Origin of the sequence: Microbacterium sp. CnD16-F, from assembly GCF_024124465.1 — a bacterium.
GTDB classification, from domain to species: Bacteria; Actinomycetota; Actinomycetes; order Actinomycetales; family Microbacteriaceae; genus Microbacterium; species Microbacterium gawkjiense.
Genome location: NZ_JAMXSA010000004.1, coordinates 57,924 through 75,006, shown reverse-complemented (window position 1 = coordinate 75,006; position 17,083 = coordinate 57,924). Strand labels below are relative to the sequence as shown.

General features: G+C 71.7%; 18 protein-coding genes. 8 read left to right on the top strand and 10 right to left on the bottom strand.

The genetic code is table 11. The annotated features are described in order from the left end of the window. Positions 1-67 precede the first annotated feature (67 nt). Together NH287_RS02235 and thyX are read right to left on the bottom strand one after the other, a co-directional pair. On the bottom strand, positions 68-817 hold the full coding sequence (locus NH287_RS02235) for an SDR family oxidoreductase (protein WP_253034309.1): 750 nt from the start codon (positions 815-817) through the stop codon (positions 68-70). 21 nt (positions 818-838) lie between these two features. Further along, the gene (gene thyX / locus NH287_RS02230) at positions 839-1,582 is read right to left on the bottom strand and encodes an FAD-dependent thymidylate synthase (protein WP_217531385.1); all 744 of its coding nucleotides are present in this window, start codon (positions 1,580-1,582) and stop codon (positions 839-841) included. Positions 1,583-1,665: 83 nt separating this feature from the next. On the opposite strand from thyX, the gene NH287_RS02225 reads away from it, so the two are divergent. The 4 genes from NH287_RS02225 to NH287_RS02210 all read left to right on the top strand — a co-directional run bounded on the left by NH287_RS02225 (position 1,666) and on the right by NH287_RS02210 (position 4,065). Then, complete coding sequence (locus NH287_RS02225; protein WP_253034308.1) at positions 1,666-2,103, top strand: thioredoxin family protein; 438 nt, start codon at positions 1,666-1,668, stop codon at positions 2,101-2,103. Beyond that, positions 2,096-2,662 carry a DUF4395 domain-containing protein gene (locus tag NH287_RS02220; RefSeq protein ID WP_253034307.1) on the top strand — a complete coding sequence of 189 codons (567 nt, stop codon included), beginning with the start codon at positions 2,096-2,098 and terminating at the stop codon, positions 2,660-2,662. The genes NH287_RS02225 and NH287_RS02220 overlap by 8 nt, the downstream gene beginning before the upstream one ends. Positions 2,663-2,756: 94 nt before the next feature. After that, on the top strand, positions 2,757-3,182 hold the full coding sequence (locus NH287_RS02215) for an OsmC family peroxiredoxin (protein ID WP_253034306.1): 426 nt from the start codon (positions 2,757-2,759) through the stop codon (positions 3,180-3,182). Next, positions 3,175-4,065 (top strand): TIGR01777 family oxidoreductase, encoded by an 891-nt coding sequence (locus NH287_RS02210; protein WP_253034305.1) that lies wholly within the window; start codon positions 3,175-3,177, stop codon positions 4,063-4,065. The genes NH287_RS02215 and NH287_RS02210 overlap by 8 nt, the downstream gene beginning before the upstream one ends. 4 nt (positions 4,066-4,069) lie before the next feature. On the opposite strand, the gene NH287_RS02205 is transcribed toward NH287_RS02210, so the two are convergent. The 6 genes from NH287_RS02205 to NH287_RS02180 form a co-directional block, all read right to left on the bottom strand. After that, entirely contained in the window at positions 4,070-4,519 is a 450-nt protein-coding gene (locus NH287_RS02205; protein ID WP_253034304.1) for a tetratricopeptide repeat protein, read from the bottom strand. Continuing rightward, the gene (gene dapB / locus NH287_RS02200) at positions 4,516-5,328 is read right to left on the bottom strand and encodes a 4-hydroxy-tetrahydrodipicolinate reductase (RefSeq protein WP_253034303.1); all 813 of its coding nucleotides are present in this window, start codon (positions 5,326-5,328) and stop codon (positions 4,516-4,518) included. Before dapB ends, NH287_RS02205 begins: the two co-directional genes overlap by 4 nt. 9 nt (positions 5,329-5,337) lie before the next feature. After that, a complete protein-coding gene (locus tag NH287_RS02195; protein WP_253034302.1) occupies positions 5,338-6,159 on the bottom strand; it encodes a TSUP family transporter in 822 nt (273 codons plus the stop codon). A 1-nt stretch (position 6,160) separates the two neighbouring features. Next, positions 6,161-6,760, bottom strand: a complete 600-nt coding sequence (locus NH287_RS02190; protein ID WP_308210378.1) for a histidine phosphatase family protein — start codon at positions 6,758-6,760, stop codon at positions 6,161-6,163. A gap of 65 nt (positions 6,761-6,825) precedes the next feature. Beyond that, complete coding sequence (locus NH287_RS02185) at positions 6,826-7,845, bottom strand: aldo/keto reductase (RefSeq protein WP_253034301.1); 1,020 nt, start codon at positions 7,843-7,845, stop codon at positions 6,826-6,828. A gap of 201 nt (positions 7,846-8,046) precedes the next feature. Next, on the bottom strand, positions 8,047-10,311 hold the full coding sequence (locus NH287_RS02180; RefSeq protein ID WP_064003170.1) for a polyribonucleotide nucleotidyltransferase: 2,265 nt from the start codon (positions 10,309-10,311) through the stop codon (positions 8,047-8,049). Positions 10,312-10,605: 294 nt separating this feature from the next. Between NH287_RS02180 and NH287_RS02175 the strand changes: the two genes are divergently transcribed. Continuing rightward, complete coding sequence (locus tag NH287_RS02175; RefSeq protein ID WP_064003169.1) at positions 10,606-10,788, top strand: DUF5302 domain-containing protein; 183 nt, start codon at positions 10,606-10,608, stop codon at positions 10,786-10,788. Positions 10,789-10,860: 72 nt separating this feature from the next. On the opposite strand, the gene NH287_RS02170 is transcribed toward NH287_RS02175, so the two are convergent. Continuing rightward, positions 10,861-12,300 (bottom strand): cation:dicarboxylate symporter family transporter, encoded by a 1,440-nt coding sequence (locus NH287_RS02170; protein ID WP_253034300.1) that lies wholly within the window; start codon positions 12,298-12,300, stop codon positions 10,861-10,863. Positions 12,301-12,427: 127 nt separating this feature from the next. Here NH287_RS02170 and NH287_RS02165 point away from each other — a divergent pair, with 127 nt between their 5' ends. Both NH287_RS02165 and NH287_RS02160 read left to right on the top strand, forming a co-directional pair. Continuing rightward, a complete protein-coding gene (locus NH287_RS02165; protein WP_253034299.1) occupies positions 12,428-13,693 on the top strand; it encodes an ATP-binding protein in 1,266 nt (421 codons plus the stop codon). Continuing rightward, positions 13,690-14,370, top strand: coding sequence for a response regulator (locus tag NH287_RS02160; RefSeq protein WP_253034298.1), 681 nt, complete (start codon positions 13,690-13,692; stop codon positions 14,368-14,370). The genes NH287_RS02165 and NH287_RS02160 overlap by 4 nt, the downstream gene beginning before the upstream one ends. A gap of 10 nt (positions 14,371-14,380) precedes the next feature. Here NH287_RS02160 and NH287_RS02155 read toward each other — a convergent pair whose 3' ends face one another. Next, a complete protein-coding gene (locus NH287_RS02155) occupies positions 14,381-16,336 on the bottom strand; it encodes a glycosyltransferase (protein ID WP_253034297.1) in 1,956 nt (651 codons plus the stop codon). A gap of 150 nt (positions 16,337-16,486) precedes the next feature. On the opposite strand from NH287_RS02155, the gene NH287_RS02150 reads away from it, so the two are divergent. Beyond that, the gene (locus NH287_RS02150) at positions 16,487-17,083 is read left to right on the top strand and encodes a VTT domain-containing protein (RefSeq protein WP_253034296.1); all 597 of its coding nucleotides are present in this window, start codon (positions 16,487-16,489) and stop codon (positions 17,081-17,083) included.

Sequence of the window (17,083 nt, the reverse complement as noted above, 5' to 3'; positions counted from 1 at the left end):
CTCGGGAGCATTCCGCACCAACGGTCGTGCAAGCGTGAGCCGACGCGCGCGAACGCGGTGTTCCGGGTCAGCGGCCGCGGGAGGCGGCGGGCACCACCACGCGGTCGGGCAGCAGGCGCGAGACGGCGACCAGCGCCTTGTACCGGAACGAGGGGATGCTGACGGCACGGCCGCGGGCGGCGTCGCGCAGCGAGGTGCGCACCACGTGAGGGACCTCCAGCCACATCCATCCGGGGACGCCCTCCTGCCCGGGCGGCAGGCCGAGCCGCTCGTGGAAGTTCGTGTGGACGAAGCCCGGACACACCGCCGTGACCGTCACGCCGCGGGGCGCGTAGACGGCGTTCGCCCACCGGCTGAAACTCACGACCCACGCCTTGGCGGCTCCGTAGGTGCCTCGCGGGACCAGCCCCGCCACCGAGGCGACGTTCAGGATGCGGCCACTTCCGCGCTCGAGCATGGCGGGCAGCGCGGCACGGGTGAGACGCATCGTCACCTCGGCGTGGAGCTCGAGGTGGCGGGCCTCCTCGTCGATGTCGCTCTCCTCGAACGCGCGGCGGAGGCCGTAGCCGGCGCAGTTGACGAGCACGTCGACACCCGCCGCGCGCTCCTCGACGCGCCGCCGCCCGGCGGGATCGAGCAGGTCGGCCACGAGGTGCTCGGCCCGTCCTCCGGCCGCCGCGATCTCGTCGACGAGAGCGCGCAGCGCGTCGGCGTCGCGGCCGACCAGAAGGACCTCGGCGCCGCGGGACGACAGTTGACGGGCGTACTCTGCGCCGATCCCGGAGCTGGCTCCGGTGACGAGGGCGGTGCGACTCATGCGCGCCAGCCTAGGAGCGGGTCAGGGGGCGACGCGACCGTTCGCGTTGAAGGCGGCGTACGTGAGCGGCATGAGCTCGCGCCACACGTTCTCCATCTTCTCGGCGCACATCTCGATCTCGCGCTGCGGGAATGACGGGAAGTGCGTCCCCTCGCGGGTGGTGCGCAGCGACAGGAAATTCATCAGCGACCGGGCGTTCACCGTCACGTACATCGAGGACATGATGTTCAGCGGCAGGACGATGCGGGCGACCTCGCGGGCGATGCCGGCGTCCAGCATCCGCTGATAGCTCTCGAAAGCGGCGACGGATGCCGCGCGCGTCTCGCGGGCGACGAGCTCGACCTGCTCCTCGGACCCGGGGAGGAACTGGTAGGCGCCGGGCTTGCCGACCTGGACGAGATTGCGCTCGGGGGCCGGGACGTAGAAGACGGGACGCAGCTCGCGGTAGCGGCCCGACTCCTCGTTGTAGGACGCCATGCGGTGCCGCATGAATTCGCGGAACACGAAGATCGGCGCCTGGACGTAGAAGGTCATCGAGTTGTGCTCGAACGGCGAACCGTGGCGGTCGCGCATGAGGTAGTTGATGAGGCCTCGGTCGCGCCCCGTCGCCTCGGTGCCCTCGGCGGCGGCCTCGAGGGTCTGCTCGCCCTGGGTCGAGACCCGGGCCGCGAAGAGCACGTCACTGTCGGATGCCGACGAGCGCACCAGCTCGACGGTGACATCGCTGCGGAACTCGATCTCGGGGCTGTCGGCGCGCTCACTCACGGCTCACACACTACCCGTCGGGGTGACGCCGGATGACGCCGCGGCGCCCCGACACCCGCGGCCGGCATTACTGTGGAGCGGTCATGGAACTCTTCCCCGCCATCGTCGTGCTGACCGCGCTGCTCGCGGTCACCGTCGGCATCGGTCTCACGCTGCGGTGGCGGCAGAACCGGCCGCGTCCCTTCGACCCGCAGGAGGTCGTCGAGCCGACCCGCCTGGGCGCGGAGCGGCTCGGCGACGAGGCGACCCTGCTGCAGTTCAGCACCGAGATGTGCGGCCGGTGCCCGGGCGTTCACCGCACGCTCCGCGAGATCGCGGACGAGCGGGACGGGGTCATCCACCTCGACGTCGACCTCACCCACCGCGTCGACATCGCGCAGCACTTCCGGGTCCTGCAGACCCCGACCACCCTCATCCTCGACAAGCACGGCGTCGTGCGCTCCCGGTTCGGCGGCACACCCGGACGCCAGGTCGTCGAGATGGAGCTCGACCGGGTGACCACGGGAGCCGGCCGTGGCTGAGGTGCGCGGGATCGATCCGCGCGGGCCGCGGTTCGCGGCATCCGTCACGTCGGTGCTGCTGCTCGTTGCGACGCTTCTGGCATTGGTCGGTATCTCGACGCAGAGGCCTGCATCCTTCGGGTGGTTCGCTTATCAGCCGATCGGCGACTTCGCTTTCGTCTCCGGGAGCCCCTGGGCGATCTCGCTCGCCCCGGTCAGCGCGCGCATCCTCGACCCCGGCTTCCTCGCCGTCCTCGTCATCGCCCTGTTGTTCCTGTGGGGTGTCGTCTCGCCCCGCACCGCACCGTGGGGCGTCCTCTACCGGCGCCTCGTCCAGCCCCGCCTCGCTCCCCCGACCGACCTCGAGGACCCCCGTCCGCCCCGTTTCGCCCAGGGCGTCGGACTCTTCGTCACCTCCGTCGGTCTGCTGCTCCACGTGATGGGCGTCCCGGTGGCGCTCCCGATCGCCGCGGGCCTCGCCTTCATGGCCGCGTTCCTCAACGCCGTGTTCGGGCTGTGCCTCGGATGCCAGTTGTGGCTGGTCCTGCAGCGCGTCGGCCTCGTGGGCCGTACCGCCTGACGCTCCGCTGCGGCCGCGTCAAGTCATATCGCACGCTCATGGACGAGGTTTAGGCTCGGCAGCGATCCGTCACGACCACGACCGAGGAGACACCATGAGCGTCACGAGCGAAGCCACCACCAGCTGGAAGGGCACCCTGTTCGAAGGGGCGGGCGAGGTCGCCCTCGAGAGCTCCAACCAGGGACCGTTCGCCGTGAACTGGAAGGCGCGCAGCGAGGGATCCACCTCGGTGACGACGCCCGAGGAACTCATCGCCGCCGCGCACTCGTCATGCTTCAGCATGGCCCTCTCCAACGCCCTCGCCAAGAACGGCACCCCGCCCGAGAGCGTCGAGACCACGGCATCCGTCACCTTCATCCCCGGCACCGGGATCACCGGCTCGCACCTGAACGTCAACGCGTCGGTTCCCGGCCTCTCGGCGGAGGACTTCGACCGCATCGCCAACGAGGCGAAGGCGGGATGCCCCGTCTCGGCAGCCCTCTCCGGCATCGAGATCACGCTCGAGGCGACGCTTGCCTGATCGCCGCGTCGTCGTCTCGGGGGCGTCGGGTCTGATCGGACGGGCGCTCGTCGATTCGCTGCGGGCCGACGGGTACGCCGTCACGCGACTCGTCCGCCACGAGGCGCAGGCCCCCGACGAGGTCACCTGGGCGCCGGGCGAATCGCCGCTCGACCCCCAGGTGCTCGCAGGTGCCGAGGCGGTCGTGAATTTCAACGGCGCGACGATCGGCCGATTCCCGTGGACGCCGTCGTACAAGAAGCAGCTCGTCTGGTCGCGGATCCATCCGACGCAGACGCTCGCGCGAGCGTTGCGCGAACTCGGCGAGGACGCGCCGCTGTTCGTGAGCTCATCGGCCACCGGCTACTATCCGCCCGACGCGCACGGCCGGACCTTCGACGAATCGGGCCCACGGGGCGACGCCTTCCTCTCCGATCTCTGCGGCGAGTGGGAGTCGGCCGCGGTCGCCTCGGGTGCCCCCACAGCCCTCTTGCGCACGGCCCCTGTCGTCCACCGGGACGGCGTGCTGAAGCCGCTGCTGCTGCTCACCAAGCTCGGCCTGTCGGGGCCGCTCGGCCGCGGCACGCAGGCGTGGCCGTGGATCTCGCTCGAGGACGAGGTGCGTGCGATCCGCCACGTCATCGACCGCGGGATCACGGGGCCGGTCAACCTGACGGGGCCCGAACGCGCCACCGCGAACGACCTCGGGTTCGCCCTGGCACGCCGCCTGAACCGCCCGTACGTGCTGCGCGCGCCCCTGTGGGCGGTCCGGCTCGTGCTCGGCAAGGACGCGGTCGAGGCGCTGCTCGCCAACGACACGCACGTCGTCCCGGCGGTGCTGCTCGAGACGGGCTTCACGTTCCGGCATCCGACCGTCGAGGACGCCGTCGCGGCGGCCGTCTGACCGGTCAGCCGCGACGGTCGGCGCGCTCGCGCGAGATCGCGGTGCGGATGGCGCTGCGCGCACGCCGACGGTCGCCCGCGCCGTCGTAGAGGAGCCCCATCCGGTACCAGGCGCGCCAGTCGTCGGGATCGCGCTCGACGGCGTCGCGGTACGCCGGGAAGAGCGCGTCGGCCTCGGCCTGCACGGGGCGTCCGCTCGGGCGCAGCGAGAGTTCCTCCTCGGGCAGGCCGCCCTCGGCCTCGAGTCGTCGGCCGAGCCGCTGCGCTCCCAGGCCGAAGCTCAGCTCGCGCCACAGCGCCCACACCGCCACGACGGGCAGGAGCACGAGGGCGATCCCCATCGCGATGCCCACCGGATCGCCGCTCGCCACGAGCAGCACGGCGCGCTGCGCGACGAGGACGATGTAGAGGACGAGGACGGCGGCGACGATCCCGACGCCGATGCGGGTCCTCATCGGGCGGTCGTCGCGGCGACCTGGCCCGAGACGTCCCCGTCGGCGACCGGCACGGTGCGCGACGTGTGCGGCATCCGGATCCCGATGTCGATCATCGCGTCGAGACCGACGACGATCCCCGACGCGTCGCGGGCGGCATCGAGTGCCACACGGATGCCGGGGGCATAGGCCGCGGCAGGGTCCACGGTGTCGTGGACGATCGTGAGCGACTCCCCCGGCCCCGACAGGATCGTCTCCTGGCGGGCGATGACCCCCGGACGGCGGAGCGAGTGGACGGGGACGCTGGCGATCTGCTGACCCCGCGCGCGCTGGTCGACGTGCGGCGCCTCGACGGGTCCGACCTCCGACCGCGCCGCGGCGATGAGCTCCGCGGTGCGGACGGCCGTGCCGCTGGGCGAATCGACCTTCGTCTCGCGGTGGGTCTCGACGATCTCGATCGAGGGGAAGAAGGGAGCGGATGCCGCAGCCAGCGCGGACCCGATCACCGAACCCAGCGAGAAGTTCGGGATGAAGACGGCGCCCGTGCCGGCGGCATCCACTAGCGGGCGGACGAGGGCGATGCGCTCGGCGGACCATCCGGAGGTGCCGACGAGGACGTTCTTGCCGCGTTCGATCGCGGCGCGGACGACGTCGATCGACACCGCCGGGGTCGAGGCGTCGACGACGAGATCGGCCCCGTCGAGCTCGGCGAGGTCGCTCGAGGACCCGAGGACGGCGACCGTCTCGTATCCGTCGGTCGCTGCGATCACCTGGGCGATGATCCCGCCGAGTTTGCCGGTCCCGCCCACGAGGGCCACGCGCGTCGTCATGCCACCAGCCTAGGCGGGCAGGAACGACGCGATCGTGTCCCACGCGAGCTTGACGACCAGCAGGCCGAGGACGACGAGGAACACGACGCGGACGAAGCCGTTGCCGCCGCGGGTGGCCATTCGCGCGCCGAGGAGACCACCGGCGATGTTGGCGCACGCCATCAGCAGGCCCAGGGCGAGGATGATCTCGCCGTGCACACCGTAGACGATGAGCGCGGCCAGGTTCGTCGTGAGATTCGCGATCTTGGCGTTCACGCTCGCCTGCAGGAACCCGAAGCCGAGGACGCCGACGAGGAGGATGACGAAGAACGACCCGGTGCCCGGCCCGAGGATCCCGTCGTAGAAGCCGACCCCGAGCCCGATGGCGCCCGAGCGCCACACCACGGCCCCGCGATCCGTGTGCCGCGGCTCGTGGTGCAGCCCCATGCGGGGCCGCAGCAGCGTGTAGACGCCGACGGCGACGACGGCGACGAGCACGACGGGGGTCAGGAGTTCGCGCGGCACGTACCGCGAGAGGGCCGCACCGACGGCGGAACCGGCGAACGCCCCGGCGACGAGCGGGATCAGGAGGGTGAGGTGGACCCGGATACGACGCAGATAGACCCAGCTGGCCGAGAGCGTCCCGAAGAAGGACGAGAGCTTGTTCGTCCCGAGGATGAACGGCGTCGCGACGTCCTTCGGCACCCCGATCACGAGGGCGGGGAGCTGGATCAGGCCGCCTCCTCCGACGACCGCGTCCACCCAGCCGGCGAGCCCGGCGGCGACGACGAGCAACAACAGGGCGCTCGCGGAGACGGGGAGCCACTCGGCGAGGAGAGGGCCGGTCAGCACCTCACACCGAGAGGATGTCGGGGAGGCCCGTCCGCAGCTCCACGGGCAGGTGCGCGAGGTCGTTGTGGGAGACGAGCGTCCACGGACGCCCCGGGCGCTGCGCCAGCACCGTCAGGCCGCAGTGCGCCTGGTTGATCGTCAGCCACCGCCATTCCGGCGCCTGCAGCACCTCGCGTACGAACCACGCGATGACGAAGTTGTGGGTGATCAGCAGCTCGTGCGCGTGGGGACGGTGCGCGAGGAATTCCACCCCGGCATCCGCCATCTGCGCGGCTCCCGCGTCGGCCTCGGCCTCGGTCACTCCCCCGAAGAACGGCTCGTAGACGTGCGGGGTGTCCGGCGTCATGCCACTCGGCACGCAGTCGAACAGCAGGGCGGTGGGCTCGGGGTCGACCGCGGGCAGGCGCTCGGCGACAGCGCGAGCGGTTTCGGCCGCACGCAGCAGCGGTGAGTGCCACACCGCGGTGAGCGGGACGCCCGAGAGACGATCGGCGAGAAGCTCGGCCTGCCGACGACCGCGCGGCGAAAGCGGTCCGTCGGCGAGCCCGTGCTCGGCGTCGAGGTGCTCGCCGTGCCGCACCAGATACAGATAGTGCGTCACGTGTCTGCTCGCTTCGTCGAAAGTGCGCCGGGCGTTGCCCCGGCTCCTTCCACCCTAAACCAGCCTCAGTCGGTGGCCCGCGCGATCTCGGCGAGGTGCGCTCGACCGAGGTGCACGCCGACACCCTGCACGAGTTCGTCGACGTGGGCGACGGCGTAGGCGTTGACGATCGGCGCCGCGACGATCCGTTGCGCGAGCAGCCAGGCGATGGCGACAGCGGCGGGCGGCACCGCGAGCTCGCCGGCGATCCGGTCCATCGCCCGCAAGGTCCGCGCGCCGCGACGGTTCATACTCGCCGCCAACTGGCGACCGCGCACCGTGCCCCCGACGTGGTCGCGGTCGCGATGCATCCCCGACAGGTACCCGTGCTCGAGGGCCTGCGACGGCGTGACGGCGATGCCCTGCGCTCCGGCGACCAGTCGCAGATCGCCGTCGAACTCGTCGCGCCGGAGCACGTTGTACGGCACGTCGAGCACCGTGAAGCGGGGGTATCCGGCCGCCGACAGGATGCGGGCCTCCACCAGCTGCGCGGCGCGGTAGCCCGCGGCGCCGACAGCGCGCACCTTGCCCGACTCGACGAGCCACTCCGCCGTGGCGAGGGTGTCCTCGAGCATGGTGGTGCGGTCGGAGGTGCCGTCGAGGGACAGCACGTCGATCCGGTCGGTGCCGAGTCGGATGAGGGATGCCTCGACGGCCCGCACGAGGTTGACCGGGCCGAGACCGGGGTTGTCGGCGCCGCGACCGACCCGGACCGTGAGGACGATGTCGTCGCGGTTGCGCCGGGCCGCCATCCATCTGCCGATGGCGTGCTCGCTGCGACCGGCGGCGTAGCTGTCGGAGGTGTGGAGCGCGTTGCCGCCGCGTTCGACATAGCGGTCCAGGATGGCGTGGGCCGCCGCGATGTCGATGTGCCACCCGAACTCCCCACCCCCCAGGATGAGCGGGAACACCGTGAGGCCGGTCTCGCCGAGGGGGACACGGACGGCGCGGCCCAGCGGACCGCCGTGGACCGGCAGCGGGCCGGAGGGATGCAGCGTGGGCGCGGTGGTCGGCGACGTCGGATCCGCCGTCTCGAACGCTGCCATGCCCGTCTCCTTGCAGAGCGTTCCGGAAGACATGTGTCCACGCACCGCCGGATGCGCTCACTCCGAGGGTAGAGCAGCCCTCGGACTGGACGTGCGCGTCCGCGCGGCGATCGATGACGTTTCGATAACGGTTGTCCGCGCGGGGCCCGCAACGGCGAACGCCCGCCCTCCGAGGAGGACGGGCGTTCGCGACGTGCGGGATCAGGCCTCGGCGGGCGCCTCAGCGGCCGCGTCGCCGGCCGGAGCCGACTCCTCGACCACGGGCTCGAGCGACAGCTTGCCGCGGTCGTCGATCTTGGTGATGCGCACCAGGATCTTCTGACCGACACCGAGGACGTCCTCGACGTTCTCGACGCGCTTGCCGCCCGCGAGCTTGCGGACCTCGCTGACGTGCAGCAGCCCGTCCTTGCCCGGCAGGAGCGAGACGAACGCACCGAAGGTCGCGATCTTGACGACCGTGCCCAGGAACTGCTCGCCGACCTCGGGGTTGGTCGGGTTGGCGATGGCGTTCACCTGCGCCCGAGCGGCCTCGGCCGAGGGGCCGTCGACGGCGCCGATGTACACCGTGCCGTCGTCCTCGATCGAGATCTGCGCGCCGGTCTCGTCCTGGATCGCGTTGATCGTCTTGCCCTTGGGGCCGATCAGCTCACCGATCTTGTCGACCGGGATCTGGACGCTGATGACGCGCGGCGCGGTCGGCGCCATCTCGTCGGGCGCGTCGATCGCCGAGTTCAGGACGTTCAGGATCGTGAGGCGGGCATCCTTCGCCTGCGTCAGCGCGGCGGCGAGCACCGACGACGGGATGCCGTCGAGCTTCGTGTCGAGCTGGATCGCGGTGATGAACTCGCTCGTGCCCGCGACCTTGAAGTCCATGTCGCCGAGGGCGTCCTCGGCGCCGAGGATGTCGGTCAGCGCGGCGTAGCGCGTCTGGCCGTCGACCTCGTCGGTCACGAGACCCATCGCGATACCGGCGACGGGGGCGCGCAGCGGCACACCCGCGTTCAGCAGCGACAGGGTCGAGGCGCACACCGAGCCCATCGACGTCGAGCCGTTGGAGCCGAGAGCCTCGGACACCTGACGGATCGCGTACGGGAACTCCTCACGGCTGGGCAGCACGGGCACGAGGGCGCGCTCGGCGAGGAAGCCGTGCCCGATCTCGCGACGCTTCGGGCTGCCGACACGGCCGGTCTCACCGGTCGAGTAGGGCGGGAAGTTGTAGTGGTGCATGTAGCGCTTGCTCGTCGTGGGCGACAGCGAGTCGATCTGCTGCTCCATCTTGAGCATGTTCAGAGTGGTGACACCCAGGATCTGGGTCTCGCCGCGCTGGAAGATCGCCGAGCCGTGGACGCGCGGGATGACCTGCACCTCGGCGTCGAGCGGACGGATGTCGGCCAGCCCGCGGCCGTCCATGCGGACGCCCTCGGAGAGGATGCGGCCGCGGACGACGACCTTCGTCACCGACTTGTACGCGGCGGAGAACTCGATCGGCGCGCCGGCGGGCAGCTGCTCCGCCTCGACGGCCGCGATGAGCTCCGCCTTGACGCGGTCCTTCACGGCGTCGTCGGCAGCCTGACGCTCCTGCTTGTCGGCGATCTGGTACACGTTCACCAGGTCGTCGTAGGCGCGGCCGGCCACGAAGTCGTAGACCTCGGAGCTGTACGGCGGGAAGACGGGGTAGACGCCCGGCTCGCGCGAGGACTCGGCGGCCATCTGCGCCTGCGCCTCGACGAGCTGCTTGAGGAACGGCTTGGCGGCCTCGAGGCCACCGGCGACGATGTCCTCGCTCGGCTTGACGGCGCCGCCCTTGATGAGGTTCCACGAGTTCTCGGTGGCCTCGGCCTCGACCATCATGATCGCGACGTCGCCGTCGGGCAGGACGCGACCGGCGACCATGAGGTCGAATACGGCCTCCTCGACCTGCTTCTGGTTCGGGAACGCGACCCACTGGTCGGCGTGCTCGCCGTGACCGGGGATGAGCGCGAGGCGCACACCGGCGATCGGGCCCGAGAACGGCAGACCCGAGATCTGCGTCGACGCGGAGGCCGCGTTGATCGCGAGGGCGTCGTAGTACTCGCCGGGCGCGATGGACAGCACCGTCACGACGATCTGGACCTCGTTGCGGAGGCCGTCGACGAACGACGGACGCAGCGGCCGGTCGATGAGGCGGCAGACGAGGATCGCCTCCGTCGAGGGACGACCCTCGCGACGGAAGAACGAGCCGGGGATCTTGCCCGCCGCGTACGAACGCTCTTCGACGTCGACGGTCAGCGGGAAGAAGTCGAAGCCCTCACGGGGGTGCTTGCCGGCGCTGGTGGCCGACAGGAGCATCGTCTCCTCGTCGAGGTAGGCGGCGACGGCGCCCTGCGCCTGCTGGGCGAGGCGTCCGGTCTCGAACCGGACGGTGCGGGTGCCGAAGCGTCCGTTGTCGAGGACGGCTTCGGCGGCGGTGATTTCAGGACCTTCCAAGAGGTCTCTCCTTCTTTGTTTAGACTCGCACGCGCGTTTCGCGAGCGAGATCGTGCGAAGGAGCAGGAACAGGCAGATATGGGCGCGCGGAGAATCCGCGAGGACCGCCTGCGCTGGCCACCAGTCGAAGACCACCATCCGCGGGAACGGGATGGGAATCCACCACAGGGGACCAGCTTCCTGCCGGGCCTGCTCCATGAGCTCACTGTGAAGTTGAGCGGATGCCGCGATGAGAACCGCGGGCAACCCGACCCAGCCTATCAGCGGACCCTTCGGAGTGCGTATCGTGGCGGCATGAGCGACGACGAGAAGACCGCGGACGCGGCATCCGAAGACATGAAGCGGAAGTTCCGCGAGGCGCTCGAGAAGAAGAACGCGCAGAGCCGGAAGGGTGAAGCCCACCTGGACGGGGACTCCGCCGTGCACGGGACGCACGGCGCCGTCACCAAGCGCGAGTTCCGACGCAAGAGCGGCTGAGCCCGAGCGGCCCGACATGACGGCGGGCCCGGACGCCTTCTGGCTGTCCGGGCCCGCCGCGTTCGTGTCGCATCAGTGCGAGGCCACCTCCGCGCGGCGCCGAGCGCGCTCCTCCTTGGCCGCTGCCTCGTCGAGGGCGGCGTCGCCGAGGCCCGTCGTGTCGACGGCGCCGGTGTCGTCCGAGACGCCGTGACCCGTGAGCGTCGACTCGTCGAAGGGTCGCTGCCCCGCGAGCACCGCGGCGACCTGCTCGCGGTCGATCTGCTTCGTCCACGTGCCGATGAGGAGCGTCGCGACCGCGTTGCCGGTGAAGTTCGTGAGCGCACGGCCCTCGGACATGAACCGGTCGATGCCGACGATGACGCCGACGCCGTTGACGAGGTCGGGGCGGTAGGCCTGCAGACCGCCCGCGAGGGTCGCCAGGCCCGCACCGGTGACACCGGCAGCACCCTTGGAGGCGATGATCATGAAGACCAGGAGACCGATCTGCTCGGGGATCGACATCGGCGCGCCCATGCCGGCGGCGATGAACAGCGACGCCATCGTGAGGTAGATCGCGGTGCCGTCGAGGTTGAACGAGTACCCGGTGGGGACCGTGATGCCCACGACGGGCTTGGAGACGCCGAGGTGCTCCATCTTGGCGATCAGGCGCGGCAGGGCCGACTCGCTCGAGGAGGTGCCCACGATGAGCAGGTACTCGCGGCCGAGGTACTTCATCACCTGGAAGATGTTGATGCGGGCGACGGCGTACAGGAGCGTTCCGAGGACGCCGACGATGAACACGATGCAGGTGATGTAGAAGGCGATCATCAGAAGGCCGAGGCTCAGGATCGCCGCGACACCGGTCTTGCCGACGACGGCGGCGATGGCGCCGAACGCACCGATCGGGGCGAGCCAGAGGATCATGCCGAGGATGCGGAAGACGAGGGCCTGGAGGTTCTTGACCGCGTTCATGATGGGCTCGCCCTTGGCGCCCATCTTCTGCAGGGCGAAGCCGACGAGCAGAGCGATGAACAGGACCTGGAGGACGCTCTCGCCGGTGAAGGCCGAGAAGAAGGTGGTCGGGATGATGCTGAGGATGAACTCCGTCGTCGTCTTCGCCTCGGGCAGCGAACCGGTGTCGTAGGTCGCGCTCTGCATGTTGAGGCCCTCACCCGGGTGGATGATGTTGCCGACCACGAGACCGATCCCCAGAGCGAAGGTCGACATCGCCATGAAGTAGAGGAGCGCGAGGCCGCCGATGCGACCGACGGTGGCCGCCTTGGCGATGGAGCCGACCCCGACGACGATCGTGCAGAAGATGATCGGCGCGATCATCATCTTGATGAGGTTGACGAACGCTTTGCCGACCGGTTCCAGCTCGACGGCGAAGTTCGGCCAGAGGAGACCGACGACGCAGCCGAGGACCACCGCGATGATCACCGAGACGTACAGCCAGGTGTGCTTGTCCCAGGCCTGCTTGCCGCGGCGGGGGTTGTATCCGGGGAGCCGGAACGAGGTTGTGAGGGCCATGATCTCTCCTGCGTGACAGTCTTTGTCGTGAGCCGACGGCGGTGTCGACGAGGATCAGCGTGCGCCTCGCGGACCGGCATCCGCCGTTGTGGTCGTATTGTTCGCAGAACGGCGAGAGGAGTGCAGGGTGGCGCGACCCCGACCGACGAGCGCGGCATCCCGCGTCTTCGTCGCCGTCTCGGCCGCCGTCGTCGTCCTCTCCCTCGCGATGGCGGGGATCCTGCTCTGGGAGGGCCAGCGCGCCGTCCGCGCGGAGGCCGAGCGGGTGACGCGGGCGGTCGCCGAGACGATCGCCGACAGCGCCGGCGTCGTCGACGCCCTTGCGCAGGGGGACCGCGCCGCGGCGTCGCGCGTCCTGCAGCCCGTGATCGAGGCGATCATCGCCGACGCCGGCGTCGACTTCGTGACCGTGATGGACCCCTCCGGCATCCGGATCACCCATCCTGACCCGGCTCGGATCGGCGAGCGCTACCTCGGGACCATCCCCGAGGGCACCGCGACCCTCACGGAGGAGTTCACCGGGACCCTGGGGCCGTCCGTCCGGACGATCGTGCCGGTCGTCTCGGACGGCGAGGTCGTGGGGCGAGTGTCGGTGGGCGTCACGATCGGATCGATCGCCGAGACGCTCGGCCCGCGCGTCCTGGTGGCGGTCGGCATCGCGGTGGTCCTCGCCGCGGCGGGGCTCGCCGGAGCCATCCTCGCCCGGCGGGCGACCCGGCGGGTCACCGGAGACCTCCCCGCCGGCGCCGTGCGCGACGCCGTCTCGTCGTACGAGTCCATGCGCACCCTCGGGGAGGCGCTCCGGGCGCAGACGCACGAGCACGGCAACAGGCTGCACACGGCCATCGCCCTGCTCGAACTGGGCCGCACGAGCGAGGCGATCGAGATCCTGTCGGAGGACGCCCGGCAGAGCCAGTTGCTCGTCGATCAGGTCGCGGCCCGCCGCGAGGGCGACCCGACGGTGGGCGCCCTGCTGCTCGGCAAGGCGTCGCAGGCCGCCGAGCGCGGTGTCGAGTGGCGCGCGCGCATCGACGCCGACGCGCCGCGATCGGTGCTCTCCCCCGTCGACGCGGTGTCGATCGTCGGAAACCTCATCGACAATGCGCTGGATGCCGCGGCGTCCGGCGCCGCGCCGCGGTGGGTGGACGTGCGCATGACCCGCACCGCGGAGGACGAGCTCGCCGTCGAGGTCGCCGACAGCGGGGACGGCATCCCGGCCGAGATCACGGACCGCATCTTCGCGCACGGCTTCTCGACGAAACCCGCGGGCGAGCTCGGCCGCGGCGTGGGCCTCGCCCTCGTGCGCTCGATCGTGCAGGAGGCCCAGGGCACGATCTCGGTGAAGTCCGATCCGACGACGTTCCGCGTCATCCTCCCCCGGAGGAACGGATGATCGGCGTCCTGGTCGTCGACGACGACGCCCTCACGCTCGAACTCCACCGGCACTACGTCGAGCGGCTGGACGGCTTCGAGGTCGTCGCCGAGTGCACGGGCGCGCGCGCCGCCGTCGCCGCCCTGCTCGACAGTCCCCGCGCCGCCGACATCGACCTCGTCCTGCTCGACATGACGATGCCGGACGGCTCGGGCCTCGATGTCCTCCGCCACTTGCGCGCCCGAGCCGGGACGGTCGACGTCATCGCGATCACGTCGGTCCGCGATGCGGAGGTGGTGCGACAGGCGATCACGCTCGGCGCGGTGCAGTACCTCGTCAAACCCTTCACGTTCGGCGACTTCCAGGATCGGATGCAGCAGTACCGCCGCTTCCGCGACCAGGTGTCGCAGACGGCGGGCGCGGCGACGCAGGCCGAGATCGACGCGATGCTCGGGACCCTGCGCACCGCGCCCGCGCCGACACTGCCGAAGGGGCTGTCGCCCGAGACCCTCGGCCGCGTGAGCGCGCTGCTGCGGACAGGGCCGGCGTCGGCGCGGGAGGCGGCGGACCGGCTCGGGATGTCGCGGGTCGCCGCGCGGCGATACCTGGAGCACCTCGCCGAGGCGGGCCGGGTCGAGCGGGTGCAACGGTACGGGACCCCGGGTCGCCCCGAGACGGAGTACCGCTGGGAGCAGTGAGCGGCGCCGTTCAGCGCTGCACGCCGGCCCGCCCGCCGGGACGGCCGACCAGGACGTAGTCCGGGACCTTCGCCGTCAGCCCGTCCCCGGCCGTCCGGCCCCGCAGCCGGCGCCACACCCACGGCAGCGCATCGCGGCGCAGCCACGAGCCGGCCGGGGGCTCCTCGTCGACGTGGAACGCCTCGTCGAGACCGGCGAGCGCCTCGGCGTCGGGCATGCCGAGCGCCTCGGCGGCGCGATAGGCGACGTAGCGATGCCCCCGCGAGCGCAGGTGCACCTTGTCGTCGGCCCAGAGCTCGACGCGCGACAGCTCGGGGAGGGCCGCGAGGTCGAGGAGGATCGCGCCGGTGCGCGCGGCCGCCCGGCGCAGGTGCGCGTTGTAGACGGCGAAGCGTCGGGTGAACACGCCCGCCGCCCACCTGTCCGGGAGGAAGACCGTCGCAAGCAGCACGTCGCACCCCGCGTCGCGGAGGCGGGTCACGGCGTCCTCCACCTGCGCGGCCAGCGCGACCGGGTCGCACCGCACCTGCGTGAGGTCGTTGGCGCCGATCAGCACCGACACCAGGTCGGGGCGCATCTCGAGACAGCGGGGCAGCTGCTCCTCGACGAGGTGCGCGACGCGGCGACTGCGGACGGCCAGGTTCGCGTAGCGGAAGGCACGACGCTCCCCGCCGCTCAGCGCCAGCAGGTGCGCGAGCCGGTCGGCCCATCCGCGGAACGCTCCCCGCGGCATGCGGGACGCATCGCACAGGCCCTCGGTGATCGAGTCCCCCAGCGCGACGTATCGGGACCAGAACCGCCCGTCCGCGGCGCCGGGAGCGGCGACGTCCGGGCGGGGCCACGCGAGGGCCCGGCGCCCGGCATCCGTCCGGTGCAGCATCGCAGCACGGTCGTAATGCTCGACGAGGCGGTCCGCGAGCGCCTCCCAGGTGCGTCCCGACACCGCGTCGCGGGCGGCGCGGGCGAAGGCGCGCCGCTTCGCGCCGTCGCCGGCGAGGTCGGCGACCCGCGCGCGCAGGTCGTCCGCGTCGCCCGGGCGGTAGAGCCACCCGTCGACGCTGCTGCGGACGAGGTCGACGGGACCGCCGGCCCCCGTCGCCACGACCGGGACGCCGCTGGCCTGCGCCTCCTGGATCGTCTGGCCGAAAGTCTCGCTCTCGCCGGGGTGGACGAAGACGTCGAACGACGCGAGCGCGGTCGCCAGCGCGTCGCCGTCGAGGTGGCCGAGGAAGACCGCGTCCGGCAGGAGCTGCTCGAGGACCGGTCGCGCAGGCCCGTCCCCGACGATGACGAGACGGATGCCGGGGATCCCCCGCAGCGCCGCGAGGTCCTCCACCTGCTTCTCGGGAGCCAGTCTCCCCACGTACCCGACGATCACCTCGCCGGGGGCGACGCTCCGCCGCCACCGCTCGTCGCGTCGGCTCGGCGTGAACCGCGCACCGTCGACGCCGCGTCCCCACAGCGCGACGCGGTCGACGCCGAACCCCTCGAGCTGCGCGCGCGCCGACGCGGAGGGGGCGAGGGTGAGGGTCGCACGGCGGTGCAGCCGGCGCACGTGCGCCTCGGCCAGGGCGGCCCCCTGCGGGAGCCCGTACCTCCCCGCGTACGAGACGACGTCGGTCTGGTACACGGCGACGCTCGGCAGCCGGCGCGCCTCCGCGGCGAGCAGCCCCTGCCACCCGAGCAGGAACGGCGAGGCGAGGTGGACCACGTCCGCGTCGAAGCGGGCGAGGTCGCGGACGAGCGAGGCGACCGGCGGCACGGCGAGACGGACGGCGGGGTACCGCGGCAGCGGGACGGACGGCACGGCGCGGCCCGGCATCCCGAGCTCCCGGCGTCCGGCGGCGGGCGCGATGACGAACACGTCGTGCCCGCGTCGTTCGAGATGATCCCGGATCTGCAGGACGGATCCGGTGACCCCATTCATGTGCGGGAGGAAGGACTCGGTGACGACCGCGACTCTCACAGCACCAGGGTGACGGGCGGCGGAGCCCTGACACAGCGCGGAAGGCCCGGATCGCGGAGTGTTCATCCACCCCTCCCCGCGCGTCCACCGACCGGTTCCGCGCCGTCCCCCGTTCGCGCGTCGTTCACCCCCGCCTGCTACACAGGCGCCGTGTTCGCCGATCTGTTGACGAGCGTCGCGGTGGGCCCGTGGGCGCTGCCGGCGCTCTTCGCCCTCGTCCTCGCCGACGCCGTCCTCGTCGTCGTCCCGGGCGAGGTGGCCGTCACCGCGGCGGGGGCGCTCGCGGCCGCCACCGGAACGCCGCCGCTCGCCGCCGTCGTCGCGGTGGCCGCCCTCGCCGCCTTCTGCGGCGACGCGCTCTGCTACGGCGTGGGGCGGTTCGCCGGCGTGGAGCGGTGGGGATGGATGCGGCACCGCCGCATCCGTGCCGCGTTCGAGTGGGCGGGAGCCCGCCTGTCGCGCGGGACGGCGACGGTGGTGTTCACGGCGCGGTTCATCCCCTTCGCGCGGCTCGCGGTCAACCTCACTGCGGGAGCGACGAGGGTGCCCGCGGCCCGGTACCTGGGCACGGTCGCGGTCGCGGCGACCGCCTGGGCGCTCTACCAGGCGGTCGTGGGTGCCGCGGTCGGCGGTCTCCTGCCGGGGAGCCCCGCGCTGGCCGTCGTCGTCTCCATCGCCGTTGCGATCATCCTGGGCGTGACGATCGACGCGGCGGCGGCCCGCTGGACGGGCCGCCGCTCACGCTGA

Coding starts and splice junctions, on each gene's coding strand:
- NH287_RS02160 (WP_253034298.1), top strand. CDS start 13,690: ATGATCGGCGTCCTGGTCGTCGACGACGACGCCCTCACGCTCGAACTC.
- dapB (WP_253034303.1), bottom strand. CDS start 5,328: ATGACGACGCGCGTGGCCCTCGTGGGCGGGACCGGCAAACTCGGCGGG.
- NH287_RS02215 (WP_253034306.1), top strand. CDS start 2,757: ATGAGCGTCACGAGCGAAGCCACCACCAGCTGGAAGGGCACCCTGTTC.
- NH287_RS02170 (WP_253034300.1), bottom strand. CDS start 12,300: ATGGCCCTCACAACCTCGTTCCGGCTCCCCGGATACAACCCCCGCCGC.
- NH287_RS02175 (WP_064003169.1), top strand. CDS start 10,606: ATGAGCGACGACGAGAAGACCGCGGACGCGGCATCCGAAGACATGAAG.
- NH287_RS02185 (WP_253034301.1), bottom strand. CDS start 7,845: ATGGCAGCGTTCGAGACGGCGGATCCGACGTCGCCGACCACCGCGCCC.
- NH287_RS02225 (WP_253034308.1), top strand. CDS start 1,666: ATGGAACTCTTCCCCGCCATCGTCGTGCTGACCGCGCTGCTCGCGGTC.
- NH287_RS02205 (WP_253034304.1), bottom strand. CDS start 4,519: ATGAGGACCCGCATCGGCGTCGGGATCGTCGCCGCCGTCCTCGTCCTC.
- NH287_RS02235 (WP_253034309.1), bottom strand. CDS start 817: ATGAGTCGCACCGCCCTCGTCACCGGAGCCAGCTCCGGGATCGGCGCA.